The organism is Nocardia sp. CDC160, from assembly GCF_035818795.1.
In the GTDB taxonomy this organism is placed as follows: domain Bacteria; phylum Actinomycetota; class Actinomycetes; order Mycobacteriales; family Mycobacteriaceae; genus Nocardia.
This window is the reverse complement of the sequence record NZ_JAYKYT010000004.1, coordinates 987,080-1,013,983: the sequence shown is the minus strand read 5'-3', so window position 1 is coordinate 1,013,983 and position 26,904 is coordinate 987,080. Positions and strand designations below refer to the sequence as shown.

Sequence of the window (26,904 nt, the reverse complement as noted above, 5' to 3'; positions counted from 1 at the left end):
CGGACAACGGACGCCGGAACCCGCCCTGGGCGATCATGATTGCCTGTGTGGCACCACAATTCGTTCCCATTCCGGATTGGTTCTCCCAGGACAACCAGGACTGCGGGCTGGCCGTCGCCGATCTGAGCGGGGACGGGACGCTCGACGCGGTGGTCCTGATGGTCGACAATCCGCCAGGTCAGAACACCGGCAACTACCGCGTCGGACACGCCCTGGCCGCCGACGGGACGGTCCGCGACTGGGGACCGTGGCAGCAGGTGCCCGACTGGTGGGGTTGGGAGAACCAAGGCGCGGGCATCGCGCTCGGTGACCTGAACGGCAATGGCCGCCCGGATCTGGTGGTCTTGGTCGTCGACAATCCCGCCGGGCAGAACCAGGGCTACTACCGCATCGGCCGCGATCTCGACGCCGACGGCGCGGTCACCGGCGGATGGACCGCGTGGCAACAGATTCCGGACTGGTACGGCTGGGAGAACCAGGGCGCGGACATCTGTCTGACCCACCTCGACGGTCGGCCGGTGCTGGCGGTCATGACCGTCGACAATCCGGACGGCCAGAACAGCGGCCAGTTCCGGCTCGCCAAGGGGCTCGGCGCGGACGGCTCGGTGGCGGAATGGACACCGTGGGTGGCGATTCCGGACTGGTGGGGCTGGGAGAACCAGGGCGCGGGCATGACCGTCGCCGACCTGGACGGGGACGGGCGACCGGAACTGATCGTCTTCACCATCGATCACCCGCAGAACGGCAATGCCGGGCTTTACACCATCGGCTGGGGACTGGACGGCAGCGGGCACTGCGTGGACGGGTGGAGTCGGTGGTCGCACGTCCCGGACTGGGGATTCTGGGAAAACGAGGGCGCGGCAATTGCTTTGCTGCCGGGCACGGGCGGGCTGCCGCAGCTGGTCGTCTGTGTCATCGACCATCCCCAGGGCGGCAACGCGGGATACCTGCGGGTGCTCGACCTCGACACCGATCTGGCCACCGCCGCCACCGAAGGCACCTGGCGCATCCTGGATTTCGGCACCGAGATCAACCCGGTGCACGCGGCCCTGCTGCACACCGGTGACGTGCTGTTCTTCGCCGGATCGGGCAATGATCCGGATCGCTTGAATGCCCACGACTTTCGCACGCGCGTCTGGCATTACCCGAACCCGGGGCTGTCCGCGCCCGCCACGCCGATCGACCTGTTCTGCTCGGGGCAGGCGTTCCTGCCCGACGGTCGCCTGCTGGCCGCGGGCGGCACCGGACAGTATGACCCGTTCTTCGGCCTGAAGGACGCCATGCTCTTCGATCCGCAGACCCTGACGTGGGAAACACAGCCCGATATGACCTTCGGCCGTTGGTATCCCACGCTCGCCGCACTGAAAACGGGCGCGGTGGTGGCGGTCTCGGGACTGGGTGCGGACGGCTTCCTGTCGGAGACGCCGGAGGTGTTCGATCCGACCACGCTCACCTGGTCCACACTGCCGGTGCCCGGACCGATCCCGACCTACGCGCACCTGATCCTGCTCGCCGACGACCGGGTGTTCTACACCGGCGGGCAGTTCGGCACCGACAATGGCATGCGTCCCTCGATCTGGGACACCGCCACCGGTGCCGTCACCGAGGTTCCGGGACTCTACGACCCCGAAACCCGCAGCCAGTCGACCAGTGTGCTGCTGCCACCCGCGCAGGCACAGCGCGTGATGCTCATCGGCGGCGGGTCGGTCGACCCGCACGGCCCCGGAATGGCCTCGGCCGACACCCAAATCGTGGATCTGAGCGCCGCCGCACCCGCTTATCGGATGGGACCGGCGATGACCTACCCGCGCATGCACGTGTGCGCGGTGCTGCTGCCCGACCGGACCGTGCTGGTGGCGGGCGGCTCCGGCATGGAGGAGATGGCGGATTCGGTTCCGCCCCATGGCGAGATCTACGACCCGGTCGCCGGAACCTGGGCACCGACCGCGCCGGAACGCGTGGCGCGCCTCTATCATTCGGTGGCGCTGCTGACCCCGGACGGCAAGGTGATCACGGCGGGATCGAATCCGATGCGCAAGACCGAGGAGCTGCGCATCGAAGTGTTCTGGCCGCCCTACCTTTTCAAGGGCGCTCGACCAGACCTCGAAATATCCAGCGGCACGGTCGAATACGGCGCGACCCTCACCCTGACCACCGCGGCCACCATCCGCGAGGTCAACCTCATGCACCCCACCTCCTGCACCCATTCCTGCGACAACAACCAGCGCATCGTCGACCTGCCCATCACCCACACCGACGCCGGGACCCTCACCGTCGCCATGCCGTCCAATCCGGCCCTCGCCCCACCCGGCTGGTACCTCGTCGTTGTGGTGGACACCAACGGCATCCCTTCCACCGGTCGCTGGCTGCGGCTCGAGTCGACGCCTTCCCCGGTCTGACCCCCGAGCCCGGTCCGGTCCGAAATCCGGGTTGGCATGCGGTGACTCGCACTACGGTGGATTCATGACCGAGTACCGGCACCTGCTCGTGAAGCGCGACGGCGACACCATCACCGTCACCATGAATCGCCCGGACCGCCGCAACGCGCTGTCCGCCGACCATCTCGCCGAACTGCTCGCCGCCTTCGAGGCGGCCGGTGAGACCGACGCCACCGGCGTGGTGCTGGCCGCCACCGGACCGGTTTTCAGCGCCGGGCACGATTTCGCCGACGTCTCCGCCCGGTACCTGCTCGAGGTGCGTGAGCTGCTCACCCTCTGCCAGCAGGTGATGACCACCCTCGAGGCGCTCCCACAGGTGGTGATCGCCCGCGTGCACGGCCTGGCCACCGCTGCCGGATGCCAACTGGTCGCCTCCTGCGACCTGGCCGTCGCCGCCGAATCCGCGGGTTTCGCCCTCCCCGGCGGCAAGGGCGGGTGGTTCTGCCACACCCCGGCCGTCCCGGTCGCCCGGTCCATCGGTCGCAAACGTCTGATGGAACTGGCCCTCACCGGCGATGTCATCGATGCCCGTACGGCCGTCGACTGGGGCCTGATCAACTACGCCGTCCCCGACGCGGAACTCGACACCGCCGTCGCCGACCTCCTCGCCCGGGCCACCCGCGGCAGCCGCGCCAGCAAGGCCCTCGGCAAACGCACCCTCTACGCCCAACTCGACCGCCCCGAGGCCGACGCCTACACCCTCGCCCGCGAGGTCATGGCCGCCGCCTCCCAATTGCCCGGCGCGCGTGAGGGAATGGCCGCGTTCTTGGAGAAGCGTCAGCCGGTGTGGCCCGATTAGTTTCCACCCGGCCTCCACCCTGAGGTGGTGGGTTCAGCGGCGCTCGACCGCGACCGTAGAGGCATGAACTTGCAGAACGCGGTGGTCGAAGGTCTGGTCGCGGTGCTGGTGATCGGGTGGATCATGTACCGGCAGACGCAGTGGCAGGTGTTGGATCCAACCCGGTTGTGGCGGGGGCCGATCATTCTCGGGTTGGTCGGATTTCTGCAGATGAAATCCGTGCTCGCGGGCGGGAGCCCGAGCGTGACGGCCGTGGCGCTCTTGGCCCTGTCGGCGGCGCTGGGTCTCGGATTCGGTCTGGTGATGGGTCTGCTCTCCCAGGTCCGAACCGGTGCCGAGGGCCTGGAGGCGCGGACCGGGTGGATCGGGTCGGCGCTGTGGATCGTGCTGCTGGCGGTGCGCATCGGGGTGGATGTGGTGGCCCGAATGTCCGGTGCCGAGGCGGTGACCTCGATCGGCGCGATCCTGCTGGTGGTGGCGCTGAATCGGGCCGGGCGCGCGCTGGTGTTGGCCCGGCGGGCGGAACAGGCGCGCATGGTTGCGGCACACTGAGACCGATGTCGGCCCTCGATCCCACCTCGAGCCTGTCCAGGCTGCTGCGCCTGGTCGGGCTCATTGCCGTGGTGTCGTCCTCGGCGAGCGCGGAGCTGTTCCATCGGCCCTGGGTGGCGGCCCTGGTGGTGCTGTCGTGGCTGGGCTGGGCGGGCTGGCTCGTCTCGCCGCTGCAGTCCGCGCTGGAACGAATCTCGCTGAGTGCCATGGCGATCGGCGGGGGATTGACCGTCACCCAGACGGCCGGATCCGCGATCAGCGCGCTGGCGGCCATTTTCATCGCCATCAGCCTGGTGACCGAACCGCTGTGGTTCGGGCCGCTGCTGGCGTTGGGCACCACCGTGCTCATGGGTATCTCGATACTGCTGAGCGGCAACGGTCGCGCCCTCTTCGGGCTGATAGTCGGCGCGATCGTGATCGGCCTGGCGGGCTGGAGCCGACGACAGGCGCGTGCGGTCGCCGAACGCAATCGGCTACTGGTGGAACAGAATCGGATCATTCGCGCCGAACGCGACCGCGCCGCCGCCTTGGCCGAACGCGGTCGCATCGCCCGGGATATTCACGATGTGCTGGCCCACACGCTCGGCGGGCTGGTCCTCCAACTGGATGCCGCCGACGCGCTGCTCGAGGCGGGGGAGGTGGACCGGGCCGCCGAACGGGTCAAGGCCTCGCACGAGCTGGCGGTGTCCGGGTTGGCCGACGCTCGGCGGGTGGTGGGAGCGCTGCGTTCGGAACGCTTCGACACCGCTGCCGAGCTGCGTCGCGTCATCGACGAACATCGCAGTGCCGGTGGTGCATTGGCGGAGCGCGTGGATATCGCCGTCAATCCGGCCAATGAACAGGTGGCGGTGGCGCTCACCCGTTCGGTGCAGGAAGCGCTGACCAATGCCCGCAAACACGCTCCCGGGCAACCGGTTACGCTCAGTCTCCGTGACAGTGCTGGTCAGGTCGAGGCGGTGATCTCCAATCCCGTTGCCGCGCACCGGCTATCGCTCGGCGGCAGCGGATCCGGCGCGGGTCTGCTCGGCATGCGGGAGCGTATCGAAGCGGCGGGCGGCAGCCTGGCCGCCGGGAAGGAGGGTGATCGGTGGACGGTGCGAATCCTGCTGCCGCAGAAGTGATCACCGTGGTGGTGGCCGACGATCAGACCACGGTGCGCGACGGTCTCACCACGGTGCTGTCCCTGCTGCCCGACATGCGGGTGGTGGGGGAGGCCCGCGACGGTGCGGAGGCCGTCGATCTGGTCCGCCGCGTGAAACCTCGGGTGGTGCTGATGGATCTGCGCATGCCCGGCATCGACGGCGTCGCGGCCACCGCCGCCATCACGGCCCAGCATCCCGAGACCGCCGTCCTGGTGCTGACCACCTACGCCGATGACGCCTCCATCGCCGGTGCGCTGCGCGCGGGTGCGCGCGGCTATCTCACCAAGGATGCGGGTCGCGCCGAGATCGCCGCCGCCATTCGCTCGGTGGCCAGCGGTCACACCACCTTGGCCGCCGAGGTGGGCCGCCGTGTGCTCTCCGGTCTCGACGCGCCACAGGAACCGCCGGTCGATCTCACCGACCGGGAGCGAGATGTGCTCCGGCTGATGGCCCAGGGGCACAACAACACCGAGATCGCCAAGGCGCTGTTCATCGGCGTGAGCACGGTGAAGACGCACATCAATTCGCTGTTCGGCAAGCTCGGGGTGCGCGATCGCGGCCAGGCCATCGCCTACGCGCACCGCACAGGACTGGCTCGCTGAGGGTAGGGCACGAATATCGCGCCGAGCAGGCACAGTCCAAGCCACGGCTATCCGAATCTGTAGATATTGCAATCTAAACATGGATTGCGAACCTGCCAGCGCTGCCGCGAAACCCAGCGCCGGGTCCCGTCAGCAGAAAAGCGCTAGGACAAGGAGGGCTGGGTGAAGCGGGCTTCGAAGGCGGTGCGGTTGGCCGAGATCGGGGAGCGGTCCCAGATCGCGAAGACCACGCGGTCGAAGGCCGCGCCGTGTTTGCTCAGGGCGAGGTCGAAGGCCGCAGCGACTTCGGCGGGATCATTGCGGAACACACCGCATCCCCACGCGCCGAGCACGAGTTCGCGGACCCCGTGCCTGGCGGCGATGGCCAGCACCCGGTCGGCACGTTCGTCGAGAATTTCGCGCACGGGGATGGGGTGACCCGAACGGTCCGCCAGCGCACCGGCATTCGGCGCGGGTGAGGTCAGGAACGACACGGTGATCGGTTCGGGGCTCAGGTGGCCGTGGTCGTCGCGGATCACCGGCACGTCGGGGGAGTAGATCACCCGGTGGCTGTAGCGCAGGTCGTCCGAGGCGCGGTGTGCCGCATAGTAATCGGGGGCTTCGAGCAGACACCGGTACAGCAGCGCGCTGCGGCAGAGGTCCTCTTCCTGGGCGCGCGCACCGCGCAGGTAGCCGCCGCCGGGATTGCGCGCGGAGGCGAAATTCAGCACGGCGATGGCTTTTCCGCCTTCGGCGTGCAGTCGGCGCGCGGCCTGGACGCTGCCTTCGGCGGTGATCTCGAGGGTCCCGGTGAAGGGGCCGCGTGCCCCGCCGCTGACTTCGGCGTCGGGGGTGTAGGAGATGGTTCCGGCGCGTGCGGCCGCGAGTGCGGCACTGATGTCGACGGGCGTCCCGTCGACGGTGCGGTATCGACCTGTGTCGGCGATGAGTTCGTTCTGTTCGGCGATTTGCTTTGGGCTACTTCTCATTTCACAGACCATACGGGTCGGCGGCCCGGACGGCATCCTATTTTAGTTGCATCGACTAATTCGAGTTTGGGGTGTTCAGAAGGTCTTTGGTGTCGCCCGTGCCGCCTAGGATGTGGCCATGACCGGCTCCCAGCGCTTGCGGATCGTCCCGTCGCAGTTCGCCCTCGACCATCTGCCGAATTCGACGTTCCCGGAGGATGACGAGTGGATCGCCCTGGTGCGTGCGCCGGAGGGTTTGACCGTGGTGCGCGAAGCGCCCGGGTGGGCGGAGGGCGAGATCTGGAAGGGTTTCTACGGTATCGATGCGGGTGGTCTGAATACGCCCGGCACGCTCGCGGCGTTGATCGGTCCGCTGGCCGAGTCGTCGATTCCGGTGTTCGTGGCATCGACATTTCACGCCGATTTGGTGCTGGTTCCGGCGCATCGGCTGGAGGAGGCGTCGGCGGCGCTGAAGGACGCTGGACACCGGATCGCGGAGTGATACTGTCTACGTACGTAGAACGTATGAAGGGCGCGTCCCGGTAAGGAGACGTCACAGGTGAGTGCGCGGGGCTTCGGGGATTTGGAAGCGGTCGTCATCGAACGCATCTGGGATCGCTCCGAGAAGACGACCGTCCGTGAGCTGTTCGACGAGCTGGCGCGCGAACGCGATATCGCGTACACGACGGTCATGTCCACCATGGACAATCTGCATCGCAAGGGCTGGCTCGAACGGGAGCGCGTCGGCAAGGCGTACCGGTATTGGCCGACGCTCAGTCGCGAGGAGTACAGCGCGCGGTTGATGCGTGAGGCGCTCGGCAGCGGTGGCCGTTCGGATGTGGTGCTGGCGCATTTCGTCGAGCAGATGAGCTCCGAGGAGTCCGAGGGGCTGCGCGCGGCGCTGCGCAAGCTCTCGCGGTCCAAGTCACGCTGAATCCCGGCGTGCCGGTGCGGGACTGCTGCTAGACCGCGCAGACTCGGATGCCGATGCCCGCGGTGATGATGGCGGCCACCGGAATCGACACCGCCAGCAAGGCGACCGCGGTGGCCATGGCGCGGGCGTACCACCGTGGCGGAGTCGTCGGTGCCGAGAGTCGGCGCACGCGCGGCAGCAGTGCGGCTTGCGCGGTGGCGGGCGGGCTCGGCAGTGCGGACAGTGTCAGCAGTGCCTGTAAGACGGTGTCGGGTCCGTGTTTTCGGGCGGCGGCGTCGTCGGCGAGCATTTCCAGGAGCCGGGCCACCTCGGCCGCGCCGACGGTGAACAGGTCCAGGCGGGGCAGTACGCTGGCCAATCCGCGGGTGAGGGTGAGCAGCAGGTGGTGGCGGCCGTCGAGGTGGGCGCGCTCGTGGGCGAGGACCGCGTCGAGGTGGTGGTCCTCGAGAGCGGTGAGCACGCCGCGGCTGAGCACGATCGTATGGGGTTTGCCCGCAACGCAATAGGCGGCCGGGTGGTCGACGTCGAGAACGACGGCGTCGAGGTCGGGGTGGTGGCGTCCGGCCAGGCGGGCCATGCGTGCGTGTTCGAGGGTGCGGCGGCGCGAGCGCAGCAGGGTGGTAGCGAGCCGGTAGGCGACGAGAATGCCCGCGAGCGTGGCGAATCCGGACAGCGCCAGCAGTCCGGTCTGGACGGGGTGGCCGTAGTCGCCGACGGCGGCGTCGTGCAGGTGCAGCAGGCAGCCGTCCATGAAGCGGACCGGGAACAGGGAAATCTGGTGGGTGGCAATGTCGATGAGGAGGATGGCCAGGGTGACCGTCCAGGCGAGGACGGTGGAGGCCATGGCGGCGAGCCAGGCGGCGATGGCGATGCGCGGTGCCGTGCCCTCGATGCTTAGTCTGCGGAGCAGTCGCGGTGCCAGGACGGCGACGGCGAAGCCGTAGAGCAGCAGGCAGAGGGCGACGCTCATGGCCGCACCCGCGTTCGCGCTCGCATTGGAGGTCCTCCCTTGGATTGGTCCTCGAGTGTAGAGACCAAAACTGAGGGCAGGCTTACTAAATCTGGGTTGTGGTGGACGGCACGATTCGCTTGCGTTCGGCCCGGACCGTGCGGTATTACGTACCTACGTAGTTGATACGTAGATAAGCCGGGTGTCGTCCCCTCAACGGCACCGGGACGCCGACCGGACCGGCGTCGAGGGCAGGTGGGGCCGGGTGTTTTCCGCGAGCAAGCCCGACCCCACCTGTCGTCACAACGGTCAGCGAGCCGGTGGCGCGGCGAGGAGCTTGCGGGCGGCCGATTCGATGGCCGCCTCGTCGAGCAGCACCGTCGAGGCCGCGGGCCCCAGCGGTACGAAGCTGTCGGCACTGGTGACGCGGGCGAGGGGACCGTCGAATCCGGCGTCGAGCAAGGCGGTGCACACCGCCTCGGAAACGCCTCCGCTGCGGCGGGTTTCGTCGGCGATGAGCACCCGCCCGGTCGCGCGGGCATTGTCGAGCAGGTCCTCCATCGGCAGCGGCGCGAGCCATCGCAGATCCAGCACCCGCGCGTGGATGCCGTCCGCGGCCAGTCGCCGCGCCACCCGCAGGCTCATGGGCACGCCATTGGCGAAGCTGACAATGGTCAGATGCGAGCCTGTCCCGTGGACGCGGGCGCGACCGATATCGGCATGGCGCACACCGGAAATCGGGGCCAGCCACGCCCCGTCCCCGGCGCGGTACAGGTCGCGGGTGTGATAGAGCGCGATCGGCTCGAGGAAGATACAGACCCGCCCATCCACGCGCGCGGCCGACACGCAGGTGCGCAGCATGGCCGCCGCGTCGTCGGCGCGCGAGGGTGTCGCGATCACCACGCCCGGGATGTCCCGCAGCGCGGCAATGGAATTGTCATTGTGGAAATGCCCGCCGAAGCCCTTCTGGTAGGCCAGCCCGGCAATGCGCACCACCACCGGGTTGCGGTAGCGGCCGCCGGAGAAGAACGACAGCGTCGCCGCCTCCCCGCGCAGTTGATCCTCGGCATTGTGCACGTAGGCCAGATACTGGATCTCCGGAATCGGCACGAACCCGGCCAGCGCCGCCCCGAGCGCGGTGCCCAGCACGCTCTGCTCATCGAGGAGGGTGTCGAAAACCCGTCGCACACCGAAGCTTTGCTGCAGTCCCTTGGTGACGCCGTACACCCCGCCCTTGCGGCCGACGTCCTCGCCGAACACCAGGACGTCCGGATCGCGGGTGAGCAGGTGCGCCAGTGTCTGATTGAGCGCTTGGGCCAGGGTCAGCGGGTCACCGGCGGAGGCGGGGGAGGCTGGCGAATCGGTCCCGCCGTGCTGCGCGTTCGCCGTGTCGGCACCGGCGGCGTTCGGTGTGGACGTGGGGCTCGTGCCATTTCTGTCGCCGTTTCTGTCGCCCTCGGGCATGGCGCGCAGTGCGTCGGTGCGGACCACGGTGGGTCGGGCGGGGGCGAGGGTGGCGACCACGGCGGCCGCGGAGGTGAGTTTCGGTTCGTTCCAGGCGCTTTCGGCCGCGGCGGCGACCTGTTCGGCGATGGCGTCGTATCTGGCGGCGACGTCGGCGGGGGTGGCCACGCCCGCGGTGACGAGCAGCCGGGCGGTGGCGGTGACGGGGTCGCGGCGCAGGTCGGCGGCGATTTCGGCGGGGCGGCGGTAGGCCGATTCGACATCGGAGCCCGCGTGGCCGAGCAGGCGCACCGTGCGCAGGTGCAGGAAGGCGGGTTTGCGGTGGGTGCGGACGTGGTCGGCGGCCGCGCGCGCGGCGGTCAGGGCGGCGGGCAGGTCCGCGCCGTCGGCGTCGAACCAGGCCAGGCCGGGTCGGGAGCCGTAGGCCTGTTCGATCCAGGTGCGCGGGGTGGGCACGCTGATGCCGAGTCCATTGTCCTCGCACACGAACAGGATCGGCATGGGCACGTTCTGATGCGCGGTGTGGATGGCGGTATTGATGGCCCCCGCCGCGGTCGAGTGATTGGCCGAGGCGTCGCCGAAGCTGCACACCACCACCGAGTCCCCGGGCCAGGGCGAGGTCAGTCGCAGCTGTGCGGCGCGTTCGATGGCGAAGGCCAGTCCGACCGCGCGCGGCAGGTGCGAGGCGATGGTGGAGGTCTGCGGGATGACATGGGCGGGCTGGGAGCCGAAAACCTTGTGCCGTCCACCGGATATCGGGTCCGCGGCTGCCGCGGCGACGCCGAGCATGACATCGCGGATGGGGTCCAGGCCGGGCACCTGCCGGGCCCGATGCACGAAGAACGCCCCGGATCGATAGTGCAGCAGTGCCGGATCGGTGACCCGCAGTGCCGCCGCGACCGCGACATTGCTCTCGTGTCCGGAGGATCCGATGCTGTAGTAGCCGTGGCCTTCCCGGGTCAGGCGGCGTGCGGCCAGGTCCAGGTGTCTGGAGGCGGCCTGCGCGTCGAACAGGTCCAGGCAAAACTGTCCGGTGAGTCCGGAGGCGGCGTCGATCGTTTCGTGCGGAGGGCGTGCGGGTCCCGGTGTCGTCGCGGCGAGTTCCGCGCGAAACCACTGGTCCAGGTCGGCTTCCCGGTCGTTGATGACGCCCTCCCATATGTCGCGTTTGTCGCGTACACCGGGCTCAGCGTAGATCTGAAAGGCCGCTTCTCGCGGCAACTTCCGATCGCTCGGCCAGTCCAACCGGGCGGTCTCATTCGGCGCGCAGTTTCAGCCCGGTGTTGTTGCCGACATTGCGCAGGGTGAGGTCGTCGGAATCGATGCTGGCCGTGGTCTTTCCGTCCAGGGTCTGCAGCACCGCCTGCTCGACCTCCATGACCTGGGGGTCGCACATCATGCGGGTGGTGGCGATGGCGAAGGTGACCTCGGCGCCGTCGATGTGGGCGGTGCCGGTCATGGTGTTGCAGCCCGCGCTGCCGGAGACCGTGCCGTCGGGGGAGATGGTCAGGGCGGGACGGACTTCGTCGATGGTGACCGAGTGGACCTCGGCGTCGGTGTGCAGCAGCGCGGTGACGATCCAGGTGGTGCCGACGAGCGGTTTGTCGGGGTGCAGGGCCTTGCGGTCGCGCAGGGTCACCGTCGAGCCGTTGCCCTTCAGGGTGAGGGTGTCGCCGACCAGCGTCCAGGTGGGTTGGGAGCGCAGCAGCCCCTCCTGCCAGCCGTCCGCGCCCCCCACCTCGCCCGGACAGGCCATCAGGGTGCTGGCCAGCTCGCCGACCTGCAGCGTATTGCCTTGCAGGTCAACGGGTCCGGTGGCGGTATTGCAGCCCGAGGTGGCGCTGACCCGACCGTCGGTGAAGGTCAGGGTGAGGGGGCCGCCGCCGGGAATGGGTGTCCCCGACACCGCCGTCGACACGAACGAATGGCCCATGAGCGCGGCGGGCGGGGTACCGGCCTGCTCGCCGCTGGAGGAACATCCGGCGGCGGCGACGGTGGCGAGCGCGAGCAGAACCCATCCACGAGTTGCTGGCATAGGCCCGATCGTACGGCGACTAGACCGGCATCCCGAGTGCCGACGCGAGGGTCTGCCCGATCGCGTTGACGAACGCGCCGATCGCGCCCGGGTCGAGAATGCCGGAGTAGACGTCGCGATTGTGGCAGCCGCTCGGCGCGGGAATCCCGTTGAGGCGGTCGTTGAGCCACAGGGCCGCGCTCGCGGTGTTCGAGACCGCGGCGATGCCGTGCTCGCTGAGCAGGTCGCGGGTGTACTGCACGCGCGCGTTCGGGTCCCGACAGTAGATGTCGTAGGTGTTGTTCACCGCGTTGAGCGGCATCACTTCGTCGAAGGTGCCCTCGTAGATGTAGAGCGGTGAGGTCGGGGTGCCGCGGTGGCCCAGGCTGATGTCGTCGAGCACCGGCTGCAATTCCGGGGCCTGCATGGGATCGCCCGGATAGTCGAACAGGCCCTTGATGTTCACGAACGGGAAGGCCGCGAACTGCAAGGCCACGCACTGGTTTTCATGGATCAGCCGCAGCCCCTTGCCCAGCGGGTTCATGTGCTCGTCGATGAACTGGTTCAGCTGCGGGTATTCGTGGGCCACGCCGAACAACCCGCCCAGTACCGCGCCGCCGAAGGTCGAGGTCGCGTTGTTGTAGTTGAGCGAGGCGCGGATGTCGGCCAGCAGCCCACCGGCCGCCGAGCCGACGAGGTTGATCTCGGGCGCGTAGCTCGGCTGCAGCTCGGCGGCGTGCGCGGTCGGAATCGCGCCACCGGAGTAGCCCCACATGGTCACGCGAGTGTCGGTGCCCGGCAGTCCCGCTGGATCGAAGGCCTCCGCGGCGCGAATCCCGTCGAGGGTGATGCGCCCGCCCAGCGGTCCGGCCGCGTACGCCGCGTTGGGTCCCTCGTGATCGGGGATGACGACCGCGTGCCCGAGTTGCAGCATGGCCTGCACCTCGACGAATTCGGCCTCCATCACCGGATTCAAGGGATTGGGCAGCGATCCCATCTGCAAGGTGTAGGAGGGCGCGCAGTTGACCGACAAGGAATCCTCGGCCATCTGGAACGACACCAGCCCGCGCTGCCCGCTCGGCGCGGCGCGATGCGGCACCACCAGCGTGGCCACCGCCGCGATCGGCTCCCCGCGGGTGTTGGTGCTGCGGTAGGACAGCTGCCAGGCATTGGCATTGAGCGGCAGCAGCCACACATTGGCGAGATTGACCTGGCGGGCGGCCAGGATCTCCCCGGGCTGGGCGGCGGCCACCCGGGCCGGATCGGGTTGGTAGAAGCCGGGATCCAAATACGGCGGTGCGGGTGGCACCGGGAAGGGCAGGGCCGGTTGCACCGGCACCGGGTCGGCCGCGGCCGTGCCGGTCAGCCCCGGGCAGACCGCGACGGTCAGCCCCGCCGCCACCGCCGCGCATGCCTGGGCGATCGCCCTGGTCCCCGCTGTCATGTCGAACTCCTCGCTGCCGCTGCGGCGGCCGAGCGCCCGCCCCCGATATTTAGAGAGCAGATGTTTTCTAAGTTGCGTCTCAGACAATAGGATGGCCAGGTGGAATGTGTCAACGGTCACGTCGGGCCGGATGTTTGCTGCCTGCTCGGCAGCGGGCAGGATGGTCGGTCGTGAGCGAAGTTTCGCGCCCGCGGCGCACTCAGCAGGAGCGCCGGGCGGCCACCGTGGCCAAACTCGTCGACGCCACCATCGCCGCCATCGGGGAGGTCGGCTATCAGCGCACCACCGTGCAGGAGATCTGCGGGCGCGCCGGACTCTCGGCCGGGGCCATGTTCCGCCAGTTCGACACCCGCCTCGACCTCATCGTGCGCACCGCCGAGGAGGTCTTCGCCCGGCAACTGGTCGGCTACACAGTTACCATGGAACATCTTGGGGCGCAGGACAATCCACTCGATGTGGCCTTGCGGTTCCTGCGGCAGGCCCAACAGTCCAATCTCACCCACGCGCTGCGCGAGATCTTCCTGGCCGCCCGCTCCGACACCGAGCTACGCGAACGCATCGCGCCCATCGCCGACAACTACTACCGCCAGATCGTGGCCACCCTCGAACGCAGCGGACTGCTCGCCGACTTCCCCGAACCGGTGCGCGAACCGCTGTTCTTCCTGCTGCTGCACGTGTTCTCGGGCGAGGCTGTGGTGCGCGGGGTCTATCAGCGACCCGATCTGGACGCCTCGGTGCTGCGGCTGGTGGAGGACATGCTGGCTGTTTACTCCGGTCGTGCCGCACACCCCGAACCCGAGAATTGACCTTGCCGTTACGTCAACTCTTAGCGTCGCTCCCATGAGCGAGAACACGACACCGGCCATCGACCGGACCATCTACCCCATGCCCATGTTCGCCAACTTCGCGGTGACCGACATCGCCGCGGCCACCGCCTTCTACGAGGCCGTCGGATTCATCGCGCTGGCAACCATTCCCGGACCCGACGGCACGCCGGTCGTGGTGCACCTGCGCCGGATGAAATACCAGGACCTGCTGCTGGTCCCGGGACAGGCGAAGACCGGGTCCACCACCGTCAGCTTCTCCGCCGGTGGCGAGGACCTCGCCGAGCGCGCGAAGTCGCTGCGCGAGCGCGACTTCCCGGGAGCCCGCATCGAAGGCCCCGCCGACACCGCCTGGTACACCAGCGATGTCACCATTGATGATCCCGACGGCAATCGCGTCATCCTCACCGCGCCCCGCATGGCCGAGATCGATCAGGCCAAGCAGTGGGCCAAGACCTTCGAGGGTGACTGGGTCGGTAAGAACTGAGCAGATCCGGGAGGGCTTCGTGGAGTGGACGATCCAGCAGTTGGCCGACAGCGCCGGCGTCACCAGCCGCACGCTGCGCCACTACGACGAGATCGGCCTGCTCCCGCCCGCCCGGGTCGGCCACAACGGCTACCGCTTCTACGACGCCGACTCCGTCGCGCGGCTGCAGCGCATCCTGCTGCTGCGCGACCTCGGCTTGAGCCTGCCCGTCATCGCCGAGGTCCTCGACCGCCAACGCGACGAGCACAAGGCGCTGGGCGCGCATCTGCAACTGCTCGAGGCCGAACGCGCCCGCCTCGACGACCGCATCCGCGCCCTGCGCCACAGCCTCGACGCCCGCGAAGCCGCCGAGGGCTCCCTGCAGATGCTGCTCGAAGGCTTCAACGACCCCTACCGCGACGAGGTCATCGCACGCTGGGGCGAGCGCGCCTACACCGAGAGCAACGCCTGGTGGCACGGCAAAACCCTGGCCCAGCAACGGGACTGGAAACGCGACACCGACGATCTCATCGCGGCATGGATCGCGGCGTGGAAAGACGGCCACGCCCCCGACTCCGAGCGGGCCCAGACCCTGGCCGCCCGCCACGTCGACTGGTTGCGCGCGGTGCCGGGCACCCCGCTGTTCGACGGCGACCGCGAGCGCTCGATCGCCATGCTCACCTGTGTGGCCGAGACGTATGTCGAAGACGAGAACTTCGCCGCCACCTACGGCGGCCCCGTCGGCGCGGCCTTCGTCCGCGACGCCCTGCTCGAATACGTGCGGCGCACGCTGTGATCGGTCGCGGCCGCGACCTGTGCGCGGGCATTGGGCGGGGCGGGCGTGGTCTCGGGCCGGGCCGGGCATGGCCTGATTCGGGTACTTCGGTACCAACCGCTTAGACTGTCGGCCATGCGGATGTTCCTGGATATCCTCCTCGTTATCACCAGCGTGCTGCTGGTGCTGCTGGTGCTGCTGCACCGCGCCAAGGGCGGAGGTCTGTCCAGCCTCTTCGGTGGTGGCGTGCAGTCGAGCCTGTCGGGTTCGACCGTCGTCGAGAAGAACCTCGACCGCATCACCATCTTCCTCGGTCTGATCTGGCTGATCTCCATCCTCGGCATCGGCCTCGAGATCAAGTTCTCCTAGCTCCCCGGTTCACTGCAATCGCCCGGGCACCGGCAAGGTGCCCGGGCGATTCGTCGTGTGCGCCGGGGGAGGGTCAGGCCGGATGCTGGTGCACCGGAACCAGACTCGCCAACGCGGCGGTGAGGGCGCGGCGGGCGTCGGCGCGGCTGATGGGGGTGTCGTCGTCGAGGGCGGCCAGTTCGATGGTGAGGAAGTCGCGGATCAGATCCGACATGCTCACCCCGCGATGGTCGGCCTCGGCACGAATGCGTTGATCCATGGCGTAGGGCAGCCGGACCGTGCGCAGCACCGTGACCGGGGTGTCGGGGCCCGGCAGCTCGGGGGTGGGGGCGTCCTCGTCGAAGGTCAGACTGTCGAGGAAGTCGCGGGCCTCCTCGGCCGTGTGCGGGTAGCCCTGATCGGGGTAATCATTCATGGTCCGCCTCCCATTGTTCGAACTGGGCGAGGAGCTGGCCGGTCACCGGCGTGACACCGACGACCTGCTGGTCCCACTGCGACAGCGGTCGTAGCACCACCGCCAGCGGCCGCCCGGCGCTGGAACGGCCGATGATCATCAGGGCGGGCAGCCCGCCCGTTCCGCGCACCGGTCGCGGCCAGCGTCGGCCGGGACCGGTCAGGACCCGCAGGATCTCCTCGGGTGCGATGCCGAGTCGTGCCGCGACGTCCAGGGCCCATTCGGGAATCTCATATCCCACGGCCGCATAATACGATCGTAAAACAGCTGGTCGCCACCTGTCGACCAGGGCCGGTCGGGAACCTGGGTGATACGGGGTAAATGTGTGGATTCGGTGAAGGTGCGCGCGACTGTCGTGACGGCGTGGCAACCGGTCTGCATCATGAACGGATGGACCCGGTGAAGACGGTCGCGCCGAGCCTGGCGGGGGTGCTGGACCGTAATTTGTTCTGGATGGGCTGGAACACCGTATTGGCTTGGGTGCCGGTGGCTTTGGCGCTGCTGGTGTTTCGCGGTGGCAGGGAAGACGAACGGCGGCTGCCGATTTCGCCGATCTGGTGGGGCGGGGTCGCGCTGCTGCTGTTGTTCCTGCCGAACGCGCCCTATGTGGTGACCGATCTCGTGCATCTGCGCTACGACATTCGCGCGGCGGGCAACGGGCCGGTGGTGACGACGATCCTGCCGGTGTACGCCGGGTTCATCGCCTCGGGATTCGTGGCCTACTACCTGGTGCTGGCCGAGCTCGCCCGGTTTCTGGCGGCGCGCGGCCTGGGCGCGTGGCGCACCCCGGTGACGCTCGCGATCCATTTGCTGTGCGCGATCGGGGTTTTCCTGGGCCGCTGGGTGCGGTTGAACAGTTGGGAGCCGGTCGTGCAGCCGCGCGGCACCTTCGATCGGATGATGTTGGCGCTGAGCTGGAACTGGGCGCCGGTGCTGATCGCGGCGGTGTTCGTGGCAACCGCGCTGGGGCACTTCGTGACCCGCGCGGTCATCGAGGCCGGAATCGAGAGCCTGCGCCGAGGCGCCCGGCTGTGGCGAACCCGAAAGTTCGCCTAGCCGAGCGCCTCTCGCGCACTATCGGGCCAGGCCCAGGCGCTCCTGCGCGAGCACCCGGATCGCCTTCTTGTCCGGCTTGCCGAGCCCGGTCAACGGCAGTTCCTCGATCACGATCACATGCTTGGGCACCTGCACAGAGCCCTTGCGCTGCTTGACCGCGGCCTGGATCTCGGCGGTCACCGTCTCGACGGCGGCCGGGTCGGCGGCGGTGGCGGCCTCGAGCACCAGCACCGCGGTCACGGCCTCACCCCAGTGCGGGTCCGGCACACCGACCACGGCGACGGTGAGCACCTTCGGGTGTTCGGAGACAACGTCTTCCACCTCGCGCGGGAACACATTGAATCCGCCGGTGACCACCATGTCCTTGGAGCGCCCGACGATGAACAGGAACCCGTCCTCGTCCTGGCGGGCCAGATCGCCGGTGCGCAGCCACCCGTTCTTGAACGTCTCCGCGGTCACCTCGGGCAGATTCAGGTATCCGGCCGCCAACAGCGGTCCGGAGACACAGATTTCGCCGACCTCGCCCTGGGGCACCTCGTTGTCCTCGGCGTCGAGCAGCGCGACCCGCACCGCCACCGAGGGCCGCCCGCAGGAGGTGAGCCGCGCCTTGTCGTGCTCGTCCTTGGCCAGATAGCTGATCGCCATCGGGGCCTCGGACTGGCCGAAGTACTGGGCGAAGATCGGCCCGAACCGATCGATGGCCTCCTGCAACCGATTCGGGTCGATCGCCGAGGCACCGTAGTAGACGGTCTCGAGCGAGGACAGGTCGCGGGTGTGGGAGTCGGGGTGATCCAGCAGCGCGTACAGCATCGACGGCACCAGCATGGTCGCGGAGATCTTGTGTTCCTCGATGGCGCGCAACACTTCTCCGGCGTCGAAGCGCGGCAGCACCACGCATTGGCCGCCCAGCAGCACCGTCGGCAGGAAGAACGCCGCGCCCGCGTGCGAGAGCGGGGTGCAGATCAGGAATTTCGGATGCCGCGGCCACTCCCATTCCGAGAGCTGGATCTGGGTCATGGTGTTCATGGTCAGCGCCGTGCCGACCACGCCCTTGGGCTTGCCGGTGGTACCGCCGGTGTAGCTGATCGAGATGACATCGCTGGGCAGCAACTCGACCGCCTTGACCTCGCGCGGCTCGAACTTCTCGGCGGTGGCCAGCAGGTCGACGCCCACATCGGCGAGCAGTTCGGGCACCGGACCCAGCACCAGCACCTTGGTCAGTGTCGGCACCATGTCCACCAGTTCGCGGGCGCGCTGCACGAACGCGGGCACCGGATCCAGGATGAGCGTCGAAATACCGGCGTCGGCAAGCACATACGCGTGATCGTCGAGCCCGCCGATCGGATGCAGGGCGGTGCGGCGCGAGCCCACGATCTGGCCCGCGCCAATGGTGAACAGCACCTCGGGGCGGTTGAGGGCCAGCACGCCGACCGGGGTGCCGGTGGTGACGCCGTGCTCGGCGAAGGCGTCGATATAGCGGCTCATCCCGTCGAGAACCTCACCGCCGGTGAGGATGTGGTCGCCCAAGGTGAGCACGGGCCGGTTCTTGTGCCGTTTGAGACCGGCCACCAGGGCGTGGCCATTGTGTACGGGCAGCCGCAGCAGGGTGTCGGGATCGAGTGTTGTCATGGCTTCCTCATTCCGTCCGATATCTCATGCCGTGTGGGCCGCGTACAGGGTGACGACGACCGCGCCACCGAGGCCCAGATTGTGTGCCAGCGCGGTGCGCGCGCCCGCCACCTGGCGTTCGCCCGCGAGTCCGCGCAGCTGCCAGGACAATTCGGTGCACTGGGCCAGGCCGGTCGCGCCCAGGGGGTGGCCCTTGGAGATGAGCCCGCCCGAGGGGTTGACCACCCAGGTGCCGCCGTAGGTCGTCGCACCGGACTCCACCAGGGCACCGGATTCGCCCTCGCCGCACAGGCCCAGCGCCTCGTAGGTGATGAGCTCGTTGATGGAGAAGCAGTCGTGCAACTCGATCACGTCCACATCGTGCACGCCGATCCCCGCGCGGGAGAACACTTTCGACGACGCGGCCCGGGTCATGGGCGCGCCCACCACGTCGATCATGGATCCGGTGGCGAAGGCGCTGCCGTCGTCGGTGGCCAGCTCCTGGGCCAGGATCTCGATGGCCTGGGCCTCGAGGCCGTGGGCCTTGACGAACTCCTCGCTCACCACGACCGCCGCGGCCGCGCCGTCGGACATGGGCGAGCACTGCGAGCGCGTCAGCGGACCGTGCACCGGCTTGTCGGCGAGAACCTGCTCGAGGGTGTAGGCATCCTGGAACTGGGCCAGGGGATTTCGGGTCGAGTGCTCGTGGTTCTTGACCGCGACCGCCGCCAGCTGCTCGGGCGTGGTGCCGTAGCGCTTCATATGTTCGAGGGCGGCATTGCCGAAGAACTGGGTGGTGATCGGGGCGGCCGAGAACTCGAAATGCTCGCGGTTGACCTTCAGGTGCGCGTCGACGGTGGTGACCTTGGGCTTGGTGGCCGGACCGGCCATGGCCTCCTTGGTCATCTGCTCGAAGCCCACCGCCAACGCCACCTCCGTGAGGCCGGAGGCGACCCATTCGCGGGCGAACATGAGCGCGGTGGATCCGGTGGCGCAGTTGTTGTTCACGTTCACGATCGGGATGCCGGTCAAACCGATGTCGTAGAGGGCGCGCTGCCCGGCCGCGGAGGGCTGGAAGACGTAGCCGACCGCGGCGCGCTGCACCTGGTCGTAGGTGACGCCCGCGTCCTTCAACGCACCGTTGACCGCCTCGGCGACCATCTCCGGGTAGGTCCACTCGCGGGAACCGATCTTGACGAACGGCGTCATGTTCACGCCGACGACGAAAACGCGTCGCATAGGGTTGTCCACTCCTGTTCTTCGGGAACGCAATTCGAGGTTCAGTCGGCGCGCGGAACGCGGCCGTCGAGGTCGGTGAAGCCGTACGCCTCGGCCAGATCGGCGACCTTCCAGGCTTTTCCGGTGCGCGCCAGGCGATTCGGGTCTGCGGCCAAGGCCACCACCGCGCGGCCGGGGAAGTGCGGGGTCTCGGCCTGATCCAGATCGAAGGTGCCCTCACCGGGCAGGGTGACCAGGCGGCGGCCGTCCTTGTCCGGCGGAACCATTTGCAGCAGTTCGGTGTTCACGATGCCCGGCCAGATCGACACCGCGGTCGCGCCGGTGCCCGCGAGGTCGTGAGCCATCTCGGCGGTGAGTCGATCCACCGCCGCCTTGGCCACACCGTAGACGGCATTGTGCATCTGGCGGATCGCGCCGGGGGAGGAGACGCTCACGATCAGGCCCTGGGATTCGATGATCAGCGGCGCGGCGAAAACGCTTGCCACGTAATGCGATCGCACACCGATGTCGAAGCCCGCGTCCCACGCCTTGGGCGGCACCTCCCAGAACTTGCGGCCGATCCAGCGCGCCGAGCCCGGGGCGTCGTAGACATTGTTGACCAGCACGTCCAGGCGGCCCTGCTCGTCGCCGATCCGCGCGAAGAGTTTCTCCACCGCGGCGTCGTCGCGGTGATCGCACACCACCGCGATGCCGGTGCCGCCGAGCTCGTCGATCTCGGCGGCGGTGGCGGCCACCGTGCCCGGCAGGTGTCCGGGCGTGACGGTGCGCCCGGTGACGTACACGGTCGCCCCGGCCGCGCCCAGCTCCAGGGCGATGCCCTTGCCGATGCCTCGGCTGGCCCCGGTCACCACCGCGACCTTTCCGGCGAGAATCTTGGGTATTTCGCTCACGACCTCTGGACACTACCTTGAAATAGGAACGTGTTCTAGAAATTGGAGGCGGAGTGGAACTGACGCATCGGACGATCGACACCGGGGAGGTCCGCATGCACGTCGCGGACATCGGGGCGGGCCACCCGGTCGTGTTCTGTCACGGGTTCCCGCACACCTGGTTCATGTGGCATCGCCAACTCGACGCCCTGGCCGCCGCCGGATACCGGGCCATCGCGCCCGACCTGCGCGGATACGGCCGCACCGACATCCCCGCCGACCCCGCGGCCTACACCAACGCCGCCGTCATCGGCGATCTGCTGGCCCTGCTCGACGACATCGACGCCGAACGTGCCGTGTTCGTCGGCCTGGACTTCGGCGCGCAACTGGTGTGGGAGTTGAGCCTGCGCCACCCCGACCGCGTGGCCGCGGCCATGGTCCTGAACAACCCGTTCGCCCCCCGCCCCCCGAAAGCCCCCTCGGCCTTCTGGACCCGCGCGGCCGAGCGTCACTTCCTGCACCTGTCCTACTTCCAGGAGCCCGGCGTCGCCGACGCCGAACTCGCCGCCGACCCCCGCGGCTTCCTGGCCCGCGTCTACTACTCCCTCTCCGGCGACTACCACTACCTCGACACCTGGAAGAACCCGCCCGGCATCGGCTATCTCGACGCCCTGCCCCAGGCCCCCGCCCTGCCCTGGCCTTGGCTCTCTCAATCCGAATTCGACACTCTGGCCGCCGATTTCGAACGCACCGGCTTCACCGGCGGCCTCAACTGGTACCGCAACCTGGATCGCAACTGGGAGCTCACCGCCGCCTACGCCGACGCCAAGGTGGAGGTTCCGACCTTCTTTCTGTACGGCGAAAACGATCCGGACATGGAAGGTTTCAGCGGCCGCGACCCCCTGGCCACCTTGCGGGCGAATGTCACCGATCTGCGCGAGGTGGTGGAGGTTCCGCACGCCGGACACCTCGTCCAGCTCGAGCAGACCGAGGCGGTCAACGCATTCCTGCTGTCGAGCCTGAAATCCCTGGATCTGTAACCGAATTCGATCCAGGGAACGTGGGGTGAAGACCGCTCAGTCGTCGGGAGTCAATTGCTTGCGGGTTCGTTCGACGCGGCGTTCGACCGCGTCGAGGTGTTTCTGCGCTCGCTGGAGGCCCTCGCGGGCAGAACGCTCGGCGGCGGCGGTGAACCGGCGGCGGTGTTCGGCCTCGGTCAACTCGGCACGCAGGGCGTGAATGCGGTCGTCGAGATCGGCGAGCTCGGCGGCCGCCCGGTCGTGCTCGGATTGGGCGGAAGCCACAGCGGCGCGCGCGGATTCGACCTCGGCGAGCATCTCCTCGAGCGCACGCCGCACCTCGGCCTGCGGATCGGATGCTGGCTCGTCGGCCGTCGTGGCATCGGCGCGCCGACGGGTCCGCGCGCCCGATTCCGCACCGTGCTCCTCGGTGGAATCGGCTGTCGTCGAACGTGTTTCGACGCTGGGAACCGCGGACAGCGCGGCAGGCCCGAAGCCCTCGTAAGTAGCCGCGGCGGTGAGCGTCCCGGCGCGCAGCTCCTCGGCAACCTGCGGATCCGCCAGCGCCGCCTGCAAACTCGCGCCGATCTCGCGCACGACGGCCTCACTCAGCCGCTGCCCCCGCCCCGCGGCCAACTCCACAGCCTTGCCGACGACCGCGTTGACCACCTTCTGCCGCTGTGCACCCAGGGCACGCAACTGCTCACCCGACAGCCGCCGCTGCGCATCCCGCAGCGCCTCACCCACCTCCAACAGCGCGGCCACATCCTCGCTGGCCTCGCGAGCCAGCACATTCAATGCCCACGCCGCGACCGTCGGCCGCCGCAGCTTCGCAATGGCTTCGGCCAAAGCCTTGTCCCCACTCTCGCGAGCCCGCCGCACCCACTCGGTCCGAGCGGCCACGAACTCCCCGGGCGCAAGCCCATACAGTTCCGCCACAACCTGCTCGAGCGTCATGCCGCCCTACCCTACGGGCACCCCCGCCACCCACCTCGCAGGTTGGTGGTGCCGAGTTCGTCGGGTGCGGAGTCAGTGGACAACGCGGCAGTTCACGCCGGGTACGGGTGTGGTGGTGGCCGCGGGTACGCCCAGGGGTGGGGCCGTGGGCTGTGCCGGGTAGTCGGTCGGCGTGGGCTGGGTTTCGGTGGTCGGACAGGGCGGGAGGTCGGTGGGGTGGGTGCGAAGAGTGTTGTAGGCGAGTGCGATTCCGGCCACCGCGGTGATCGCCAGCCCCCAGCCGACCAGCTGCCGCCCGTGCGACCGATTCGGTCGCGTCGCCACGGGCCGGGCGAGTGTCGTGGTGGGTGCGCTCGGTGGCAGCGCGGCGGTCGCGGCCGCTGCCAAGGCGCGGGCGGTGGGGAAGCGGTCGGCCGGATTCTTGGCCAGCGCGGTGGCGAGCACGGCGTCGAACGGGAGGGGTAGGCCCGCGCGCAGGTCGGAGGGTTTGGGCGGCGGGTCGAAGAGGTGGGCGTGCATGATGGCCGCCGGGTTCGCGCGCGGGAAAGGGACCGAGCCGGTGAGCATTTCGAACAGGGTCGCACCCAACGAATAGAGGTCGCCGGGTCGGCCGACGGGGGTGTCGGTGTAGGTCTCGGGTGGGGCGTAGGCGAGGGTGGCCAGGAACGAGCCGGTGGCGGTCAGGGCCGTGGATTGATCCAGCAGGCGGGCAATGCCGAAGTCCGACACCAGGACTCGGTCGGGCTCGCCCGGATCACCGGGGGCGAGCAGGATGTTCGCGGGTTTGATGTCGCGGTGCAGGAGGCCCTGGCGGTGCGCGTGGTCGATGCCCGCGGCGGCTTGGGTCAGGATGTGCAGGGCCTGGGGCAGGGGTAGGCCGGATCGGTGGTGGCGCAACAGTGCGGCCACGTCGGTGCCGTCGATGAATTCCATGCAGATCCAGGGACGGCCGTCCTCGATGCCGCGGTCGAAGACGGTCACGATATTGCGGTGGTGGGCGCGGGCGGCCAGATCGGCTTCGCGGTCGAAGTAGGTGCGGAAGGCGCGGTCCTGGGCGGCCGCGTCGGTGAGGACCTTGATCGCCACCCGGCGCGGTAGGCGCGGATGCCGGGCCCGATAAACCTCGCCCATGCCGCCGCGGCCCAGCAGCGCCTCGATCGTGAATCCGGCGAAGACCGTGCCCGGCACCAACACCATGCGCACAGTGTGGTCGGTCGCGGGTCCCACCGCGGAGTTTCCCGGCGGTTGCGCGGGCGATCGCGCGCCACGAACCCTTCTGTTCGCTCGTCCAGTTTGTGTAGGGTCGGGGCACGAGTTTCATGGAGGAGGCCCGAATCATGGCTGTGCGAGTTCACGCCTTCACCGATGACGCCCTCGGCGAACACGACGGGGTGGCGATCGCCGGGCTGATTCGGCGCGGAGAGTTGAGTGCCGCCGAGGTCGCCAAGGCCGCGCGTGAACGTGCCGCGCGGGTGAATCCGGAGCTGAACGCGATTGTGTGCGAACCGGAGTCGCCGTTCGTGTCCACCGATCGTGAGGCCCTGCTGTTCGGGGTGCCGACTTATGTCAAGGACAACACCGATCTGGCGGGACTGCCGACCCAGCACGGCAGCGCGGCGTTTCGGGCGCGACCGGCCAAGGGCGACGGTCCCTACGCGAAACAGTTTTTGGCCAGCGGAATGACCGTGCTCGGCAAGACCACCCTGCCCGAATTCGGGTTGAACGCCTCCACGGAATTCGTTGGGGCAGCGCCCACTCGCAATCCCTGGGATACCGAGTTCTCCTCCGGTGCGTCCTCGGGCGGTTCGGCCGCACTGGTCGCGGCGGGCGTGGTGCCCATCGCGCACGGCAATGACGGTGGCGGCTCGATCCGCATCCCCGCCGCCTGCTGCGGTCTGGTCGGGTTGAAGCCGACGCGCGGTCGGCATCTCGATGGCCCGCAGGCGAAATCCATGCCGATCAACCTGGTCTCCGAGGGCGTGCTCACCTGCACAGTGCGCGACACCGCCACGTATTTCGCGGCGGCCGAACGGTTCTGGCGTAATCCGGCGCTGCCGCCGGTCGGCCTGGTGGAAGGCCCGGCCCAGCGCAAGCTACGCATCGGGGTGCTGTCCGAACCGATCACCGGCGCACCCTTGGACCCGCAGATCCGCGCCGTCCTCGACGACACCGTCAAACTCCTCGAAGGCCTCGGCCACGAGGTCCGTCCCATCGACTACCCGGTCGACCCCGGGTTCGCCGACGACTTCGCCACCTACTGGGCCATGCTGGCCTACCTGCTGGGTCTCACCGGAAAGCTCACCCTGGACCGGTCTTTCGACGCCGCCCACCTCGACACCTTCACCCGGGGTCTGGCCGGACGCTTCCGCGGTTCGATGCTGCGCTCACCGGCGCTGCTGTATCGCCTCGCCCGCACCCGCCACGCCTACGCGGCCTCCTTCCGCGACGTCGATCTCGTGGTCTCCCCGGTCCTGGCATCGCCCACACCGCGCCTGGGCTACCTGAGCCCCGACCAGCCCTTCGACGAGGTCTTCGACCGCCTGCTCGCCTACGTCACCTACACCCCGCTGGCCAATGTCACCGGCGCCCCGGCCCTTTCGTTCCCGATGGGGGCCTCCGCCGCGGGCCTGCCGATCGGCATGCTTTTCTCCGCGGCCCACGGCGACGAACGCACCCTGCTGGAATTGGCCTACACCCTGGAGGCGGCGCGTCCCCCGCGCCGCATCCAGGATGCGCCCACCGGCTAGGAGATGTTCTTCAGGAACGACACCGCGTTGGCGTCACCGGCCACCGCGATATCGGGCTTACCGTCCTTGTTGAAGTCGGCCACCACCGGCGTCTGCGGCTGGGTGGTGACGTCGAATTCGCCGGTCTTGGTGAGGGTTCCGTCGCCATTGCCGGTGAAGATGACGATCTTCGAATTCAGCACCGCCGACATAGCGGCGTCCATCTTGCCGTCGTGGTTGAAGTCGCCGACGGCGATGCTGTCGGGGCCCAGGCCCGAGAGGTTGATGCGGTTGGTCTTCTTGAACCCGCCCTGACCGTCGGAGATGAGCACGGTGGTGCTGAAGGAGAACGAGTCGGCGGTGACGATGTCGTCGATGCCGTCGCCGTCGAAGTCGGCGGCGCGCACGTCCTCGGTGATCAGGCCGCTGGTGCTCGCGCCCTTGCGGGTGAAGCTGCCGTCGCCGTTGCCGAAGAACACCTCGACCTGCTGGGTCACGTCATTGTTGACCGCCATGTCGACCTTGCCCCCGGCGTGGAACTTGCCGGTGGTGAAGGCGGCGGGGGTGCCCGCAATGGTCGTGACCGGGCCCGCGGTCAGCGTGCCGTCGCCCTTGCCGATCCAGGTCTGCACCCCGGTCGGCAGCAGGCTCAGCACATCGGCCTTGCCGTCGCCGTTCACGTCGGCGACCGTCAGCTCCTGTTGCGCGCCTTCGACGGTGGTGTAGGTCTGGCCCGTTGTGAAGGTGCCGTCGCCGTTGTTGAGGAACACCACGATCTGGGTCCAGGACTGGGCGACCAGATCGGGTTTGCCGTCGCCATTGAGGTCACCGACCGCCAACGCGCCGAACCCGTTGCCGACCGAGCCGATGCGGGTGCCGGTCGCGAAGGTGCCATCGCCCTTGCCCTTCATGAGCACCGGTCCCGCGCCCTGGAAGTCGGCGACCGCGATATCCAGGTTCCCGTCACCGTCGAAGTCCGCGGCGACCATGCCGCTGGGGGCGGGACCGGGACCCCACGACGGGAACGAGCCACCGGAGGGCGAATTGACCGCCGGGGCGAAATTGATGGCTCCGGCCGCCCACGCCGCGCTGGGCAGGGCGAGCACGGCGGCCGAGGCGAGCGCGGCGGTGAGGAACAGACGACGAAAAACGCGTGCGTGCATAGATATTCCTGAGTCGGGGTGACACCACGAAACGGTGGTGGGCACGGACTCTAGGACACCGCGTCACAGCAAACGTTGATCTTCCACGCAATTC

General features: G+C 68.7%; 27 protein-coding genes. 14 read left to right on the top strand and 13 right to left on the bottom strand.

Annotated features, from left to right (window positions below):
- Positions 1-47: 47 nt before the first annotated feature.
- The 5 genes from VMT40_RS26020 (at position 48) to VMT40_RS26000 (ending at position 5,533) form a co-directional block, all read left to right on the top strand.
- A complete protein-coding gene (locus tag VMT40_RS26020) occupies positions 48-2,399 on the top strand; it encodes a galactose oxidase-like domain-containing protein (RefSeq protein ID WP_326361414.1) in 2,352 nt (783 codons plus the stop codon).
- A 64-nt stretch (positions 2,400-2,463) separates the two neighbouring features.
- Positions 2,464-3,237, top strand: coding sequence for an enoyl-CoA hydratase-related protein (locus VMT40_RS26015; RefSeq protein ID WP_326361413.1), 774 nt, complete (start codon positions 2,464-2,466; stop codon positions 3,235-3,237).
- 63 nt (positions 3,238-3,300) lie between these two features.
- Positions 3,301-3,789, top strand: a complete 489-nt coding sequence (locus tag VMT40_RS26010) for a hypothetical protein (protein ID WP_326361412.1) — start codon at positions 3,301-3,303, stop codon at positions 3,787-3,789.
- A 5-nt stretch (positions 3,790-3,794) separates the two neighbouring features.
- A complete protein-coding gene (locus tag VMT40_RS26005) occupies positions 3,795-4,910 on the top strand; it encodes a histidine kinase (RefSeq protein WP_326361411.1) in 1,116 nt (371 codons plus the stop codon).
- The gene (locus VMT40_RS26000) at positions 4,877-5,533 is read left to right on the top strand and encodes a response regulator transcription factor (RefSeq protein ID WP_326361410.1); all 657 of its coding nucleotides are present in this window, start codon (positions 4,877-4,879) and stop codon (positions 5,531-5,533) included. The genes VMT40_RS26005 and VMT40_RS26000 overlap by 34 nt, the downstream gene beginning before the upstream one ends.
- Before the next feature lie 143 nt (positions 5,534-5,676).
- On the opposite strand, the gene VMT40_RS25995 is transcribed toward VMT40_RS26000, so the two are convergent.
- A complete protein-coding gene (locus tag VMT40_RS25995) occupies positions 5,677-6,501 on the bottom strand; it encodes a TIGR02452 family protein (RefSeq protein WP_326361409.1) in 825 nt (274 codons plus the stop codon).
- A 118-nt stretch (positions 6,502-6,619) separates the two neighbouring features.
- Here VMT40_RS25995 and VMT40_RS25990 point away from each other — a divergent pair, with 118 nt between their 5' ends.
- Complete coding sequence (locus VMT40_RS25990; protein WP_326361408.1) at positions 6,620-6,982, top strand: ACT domain-containing protein; 363 nt, start codon at positions 6,620-6,622, stop codon at positions 6,980-6,982.
- 57 nt (positions 6,983-7,039) lie between these two features.
- Positions 7,040-7,414: a BlaI/MecI/CopY family transcriptional regulator gene (locus tag VMT40_RS25985; RefSeq protein ID WP_326361407.1), complete on the top strand. Its 375-nt coding sequence runs from the start codon at positions 7,040-7,042 to the stop codon at positions 7,412-7,414.
- Positions 7,415-7,442: 28 nt separating this feature from the next.
- On the opposite strand, the gene VMT40_RS25980 is transcribed toward VMT40_RS25985, so the two are convergent.
- From VMT40_RS25980 to VMT40_RS25965, 4 genes are all read right to left on the bottom strand, one after another.
- Positions 7,443-8,384, bottom strand: a complete 942-nt coding sequence (locus tag VMT40_RS25980) for a M56 family metallopeptidase (RefSeq protein ID WP_326361406.1) — start codon at positions 8,382-8,384, stop codon at positions 7,443-7,445.
- Between the two features lie 288 nt (positions 8,385-8,672).
- Complete coding sequence (locus VMT40_RS25975; RefSeq protein ID WP_442790061.1) at positions 8,673-10,973, bottom strand: thiamine pyrophosphate-dependent enzyme; 2,301 nt, start codon at positions 10,971-10,973, stop codon at positions 8,673-8,675.
- 109 nt (positions 10,974-11,082) lie between these two features.
- Positions 11,083-11,862, bottom strand: a complete 780-nt coding sequence (locus VMT40_RS25970; protein WP_326361405.1) for an META domain-containing protein — start codon at positions 11,860-11,862, stop codon at positions 11,083-11,085.
- A 19-nt stretch (positions 11,863-11,881) separates the two neighbouring features.
- On the bottom strand, positions 11,882-13,285 hold the full coding sequence (locus VMT40_RS25965; protein WP_326361404.1) for a lipase family protein: 1,404 nt from the start codon (positions 13,283-13,285) through the stop codon (positions 11,882-11,884).
- 170 nt (positions 13,286-13,455) lie between these two features.
- Between VMT40_RS25965 and VMT40_RS25960 the strand changes: the two genes are divergently transcribed.
- The 4 genes from VMT40_RS25960 to secG all read left to right on the top strand — a co-directional run bounded on the left by VMT40_RS25960 (position 13,456) and on the right by secG (position 15,719).
- Positions 13,456-14,091, top strand: a complete 636-nt coding sequence (locus tag VMT40_RS25960; protein ID WP_326361403.1) for a TetR/AcrR family transcriptional regulator — start codon at positions 13,456-13,458, stop codon at positions 14,089-14,091.
- Between the two features lie 34 nt (positions 14,092-14,125).
- Positions 14,126-14,596, top strand: coding sequence for a VOC family protein (locus VMT40_RS25955; protein ID WP_326361402.1), 471 nt, complete (start codon positions 14,126-14,128; stop codon positions 14,594-14,596).
- 19 nt (positions 14,597-14,615) lie between these two features.
- The gene (locus tag VMT40_RS25950) at positions 14,616-15,371 is read left to right on the top strand and encodes a MerR family transcriptional regulator (protein ID WP_326361401.1); all 756 of its coding nucleotides are present in this window, start codon (positions 14,616-14,618) and stop codon (positions 15,369-15,371) included.
- A 114-nt stretch (positions 15,372-15,485) separates the two neighbouring features.
- The gene (gene secG / locus VMT40_RS25945) at positions 15,486-15,719 is read left to right on the top strand and encodes a preprotein translocase subunit SecG (RefSeq protein WP_040858416.1); all 234 of its coding nucleotides are present in this window, start codon (positions 15,486-15,488) and stop codon (positions 15,717-15,719) included.
- A gap of 73 nt (positions 15,720-15,792) precedes the next feature.
- On the opposite strand, the gene VMT40_RS25940 is transcribed toward secG, so the two are convergent.
- Positions 15,793-16,134, bottom strand: coding sequence for a hypothetical protein (locus VMT40_RS25940; RefSeq protein ID WP_326361400.1), 342 nt, complete (start codon positions 16,132-16,134; stop codon positions 15,793-15,795).
- Entirely contained in the window at positions 16,127-16,414 is a 288-nt protein-coding gene (locus tag VMT40_RS25935) for a hypothetical protein (protein ID WP_326361399.1), read from the bottom strand. Before VMT40_RS25935 ends, VMT40_RS25940 begins: the two co-directional genes overlap by 8 nt.
- A 149-nt stretch (positions 16,415-16,563) precedes the next feature.
- Here VMT40_RS25935 and VMT40_RS25930 point away from each other — a divergent pair, with 149 nt between their 5' ends.
- Positions 16,564-17,229 (top strand): DUF1361 domain-containing protein, encoded by a 666-nt coding sequence (locus VMT40_RS25930; protein WP_326361398.1) that lies wholly within the window; start codon positions 16,564-16,566, stop codon positions 17,227-17,229.
- 18 nt (positions 17,230-17,247) lie between these two features.
- Here the strand turns inward: VMT40_RS25930 and fadD8 are convergent, their stop codons facing one another.
- The 3 genes from fadD8 to VMT40_RS25915 are packed head-to-tail and all read right to left on the bottom strand — an operon-like array spanning position 17,248 to position 20,966.
- Complete coding sequence (gene fadD8 / locus VMT40_RS25925; RefSeq protein ID WP_326361397.1) at positions 17,248-18,858, bottom strand: fatty-acid--CoA ligase FadD8; 1,611 nt, start codon at positions 18,856-18,858, stop codon at positions 17,248-17,250.
- A gap of 24 nt (positions 18,859-18,882) precedes the next feature.
- On the bottom strand, positions 18,883-20,076 hold the full coding sequence (locus VMT40_RS25920; protein ID WP_326361396.1) for a thiolase C-terminal domain-containing protein: 1,194 nt from the start codon (positions 20,074-20,076) through the stop codon (positions 18,883-18,885).
- A 41-nt stretch (positions 20,077-20,117) separates the two neighbouring features.
- Positions 20,118-20,966 carry an SDR family NAD(P)-dependent oxidoreductase gene (locus VMT40_RS25915; protein WP_326361395.1) on the bottom strand — a complete coding sequence of 283 codons (849 nt, stop codon included), beginning with the start codon at positions 20,964-20,966 and terminating at the stop codon, positions 20,118-20,120.
- 53 nt (positions 20,967-21,019) lie between these two features.
- On the opposite strand from VMT40_RS25915, the gene VMT40_RS25910 reads away from it, so the two are divergent.
- Entirely contained in the window at positions 21,020-21,985 is a 966-nt protein-coding gene (locus VMT40_RS25910; protein WP_326361394.1) for an alpha/beta fold hydrolase, read from the top strand.
- A 36-nt stretch (positions 21,986-22,021) separates the two neighbouring features.
- Here VMT40_RS25910 and VMT40_RS25905 read toward each other — a convergent pair whose 3' ends face one another.
- Both VMT40_RS25905 and VMT40_RS25900 read right to left on the bottom strand, forming a co-directional pair.
- Positions 22,022-22,921: a hypothetical protein gene (locus VMT40_RS25905; RefSeq protein ID WP_326361393.1), complete on the bottom strand. Its 900-nt coding sequence runs from the start codon at positions 22,919-22,921 to the stop codon at positions 22,022-22,024.
- Positions 22,922-22,993: 72 nt separating this feature from the next.
- Entirely contained in the window at positions 22,994-24,118 is a 1,125-nt protein-coding gene (locus VMT40_RS25900; RefSeq protein ID WP_326361392.1) for a serine/threonine-protein kinase, read from the bottom strand.
- A gap of 140 nt (positions 24,119-24,258) precedes the next feature.
- Between VMT40_RS25900 and VMT40_RS25895 the strand changes: the two genes are divergently transcribed.
- Positions 24,259-25,668 (top strand): amidase, encoded by a 1,410-nt coding sequence (locus VMT40_RS25895; protein WP_326361391.1) that lies wholly within the window; start codon positions 24,259-24,261, stop codon positions 25,666-25,668.
- Here VMT40_RS25895 and VMT40_RS25890 read toward each other — a convergent pair.
- Positions 25,665-26,810, bottom strand: a complete 1,146-nt coding sequence (locus VMT40_RS25890; RefSeq protein WP_326361390.1) for an FG-GAP repeat domain-containing protein — start codon at positions 26,808-26,810, stop codon at positions 25,665-25,667. The two genes, VMT40_RS25895 and VMT40_RS25890, sit on opposite strands and share 4 nt — an antisense overlap.
- Positions 26,811-26,904 lie beyond the last annotated feature (94 nt).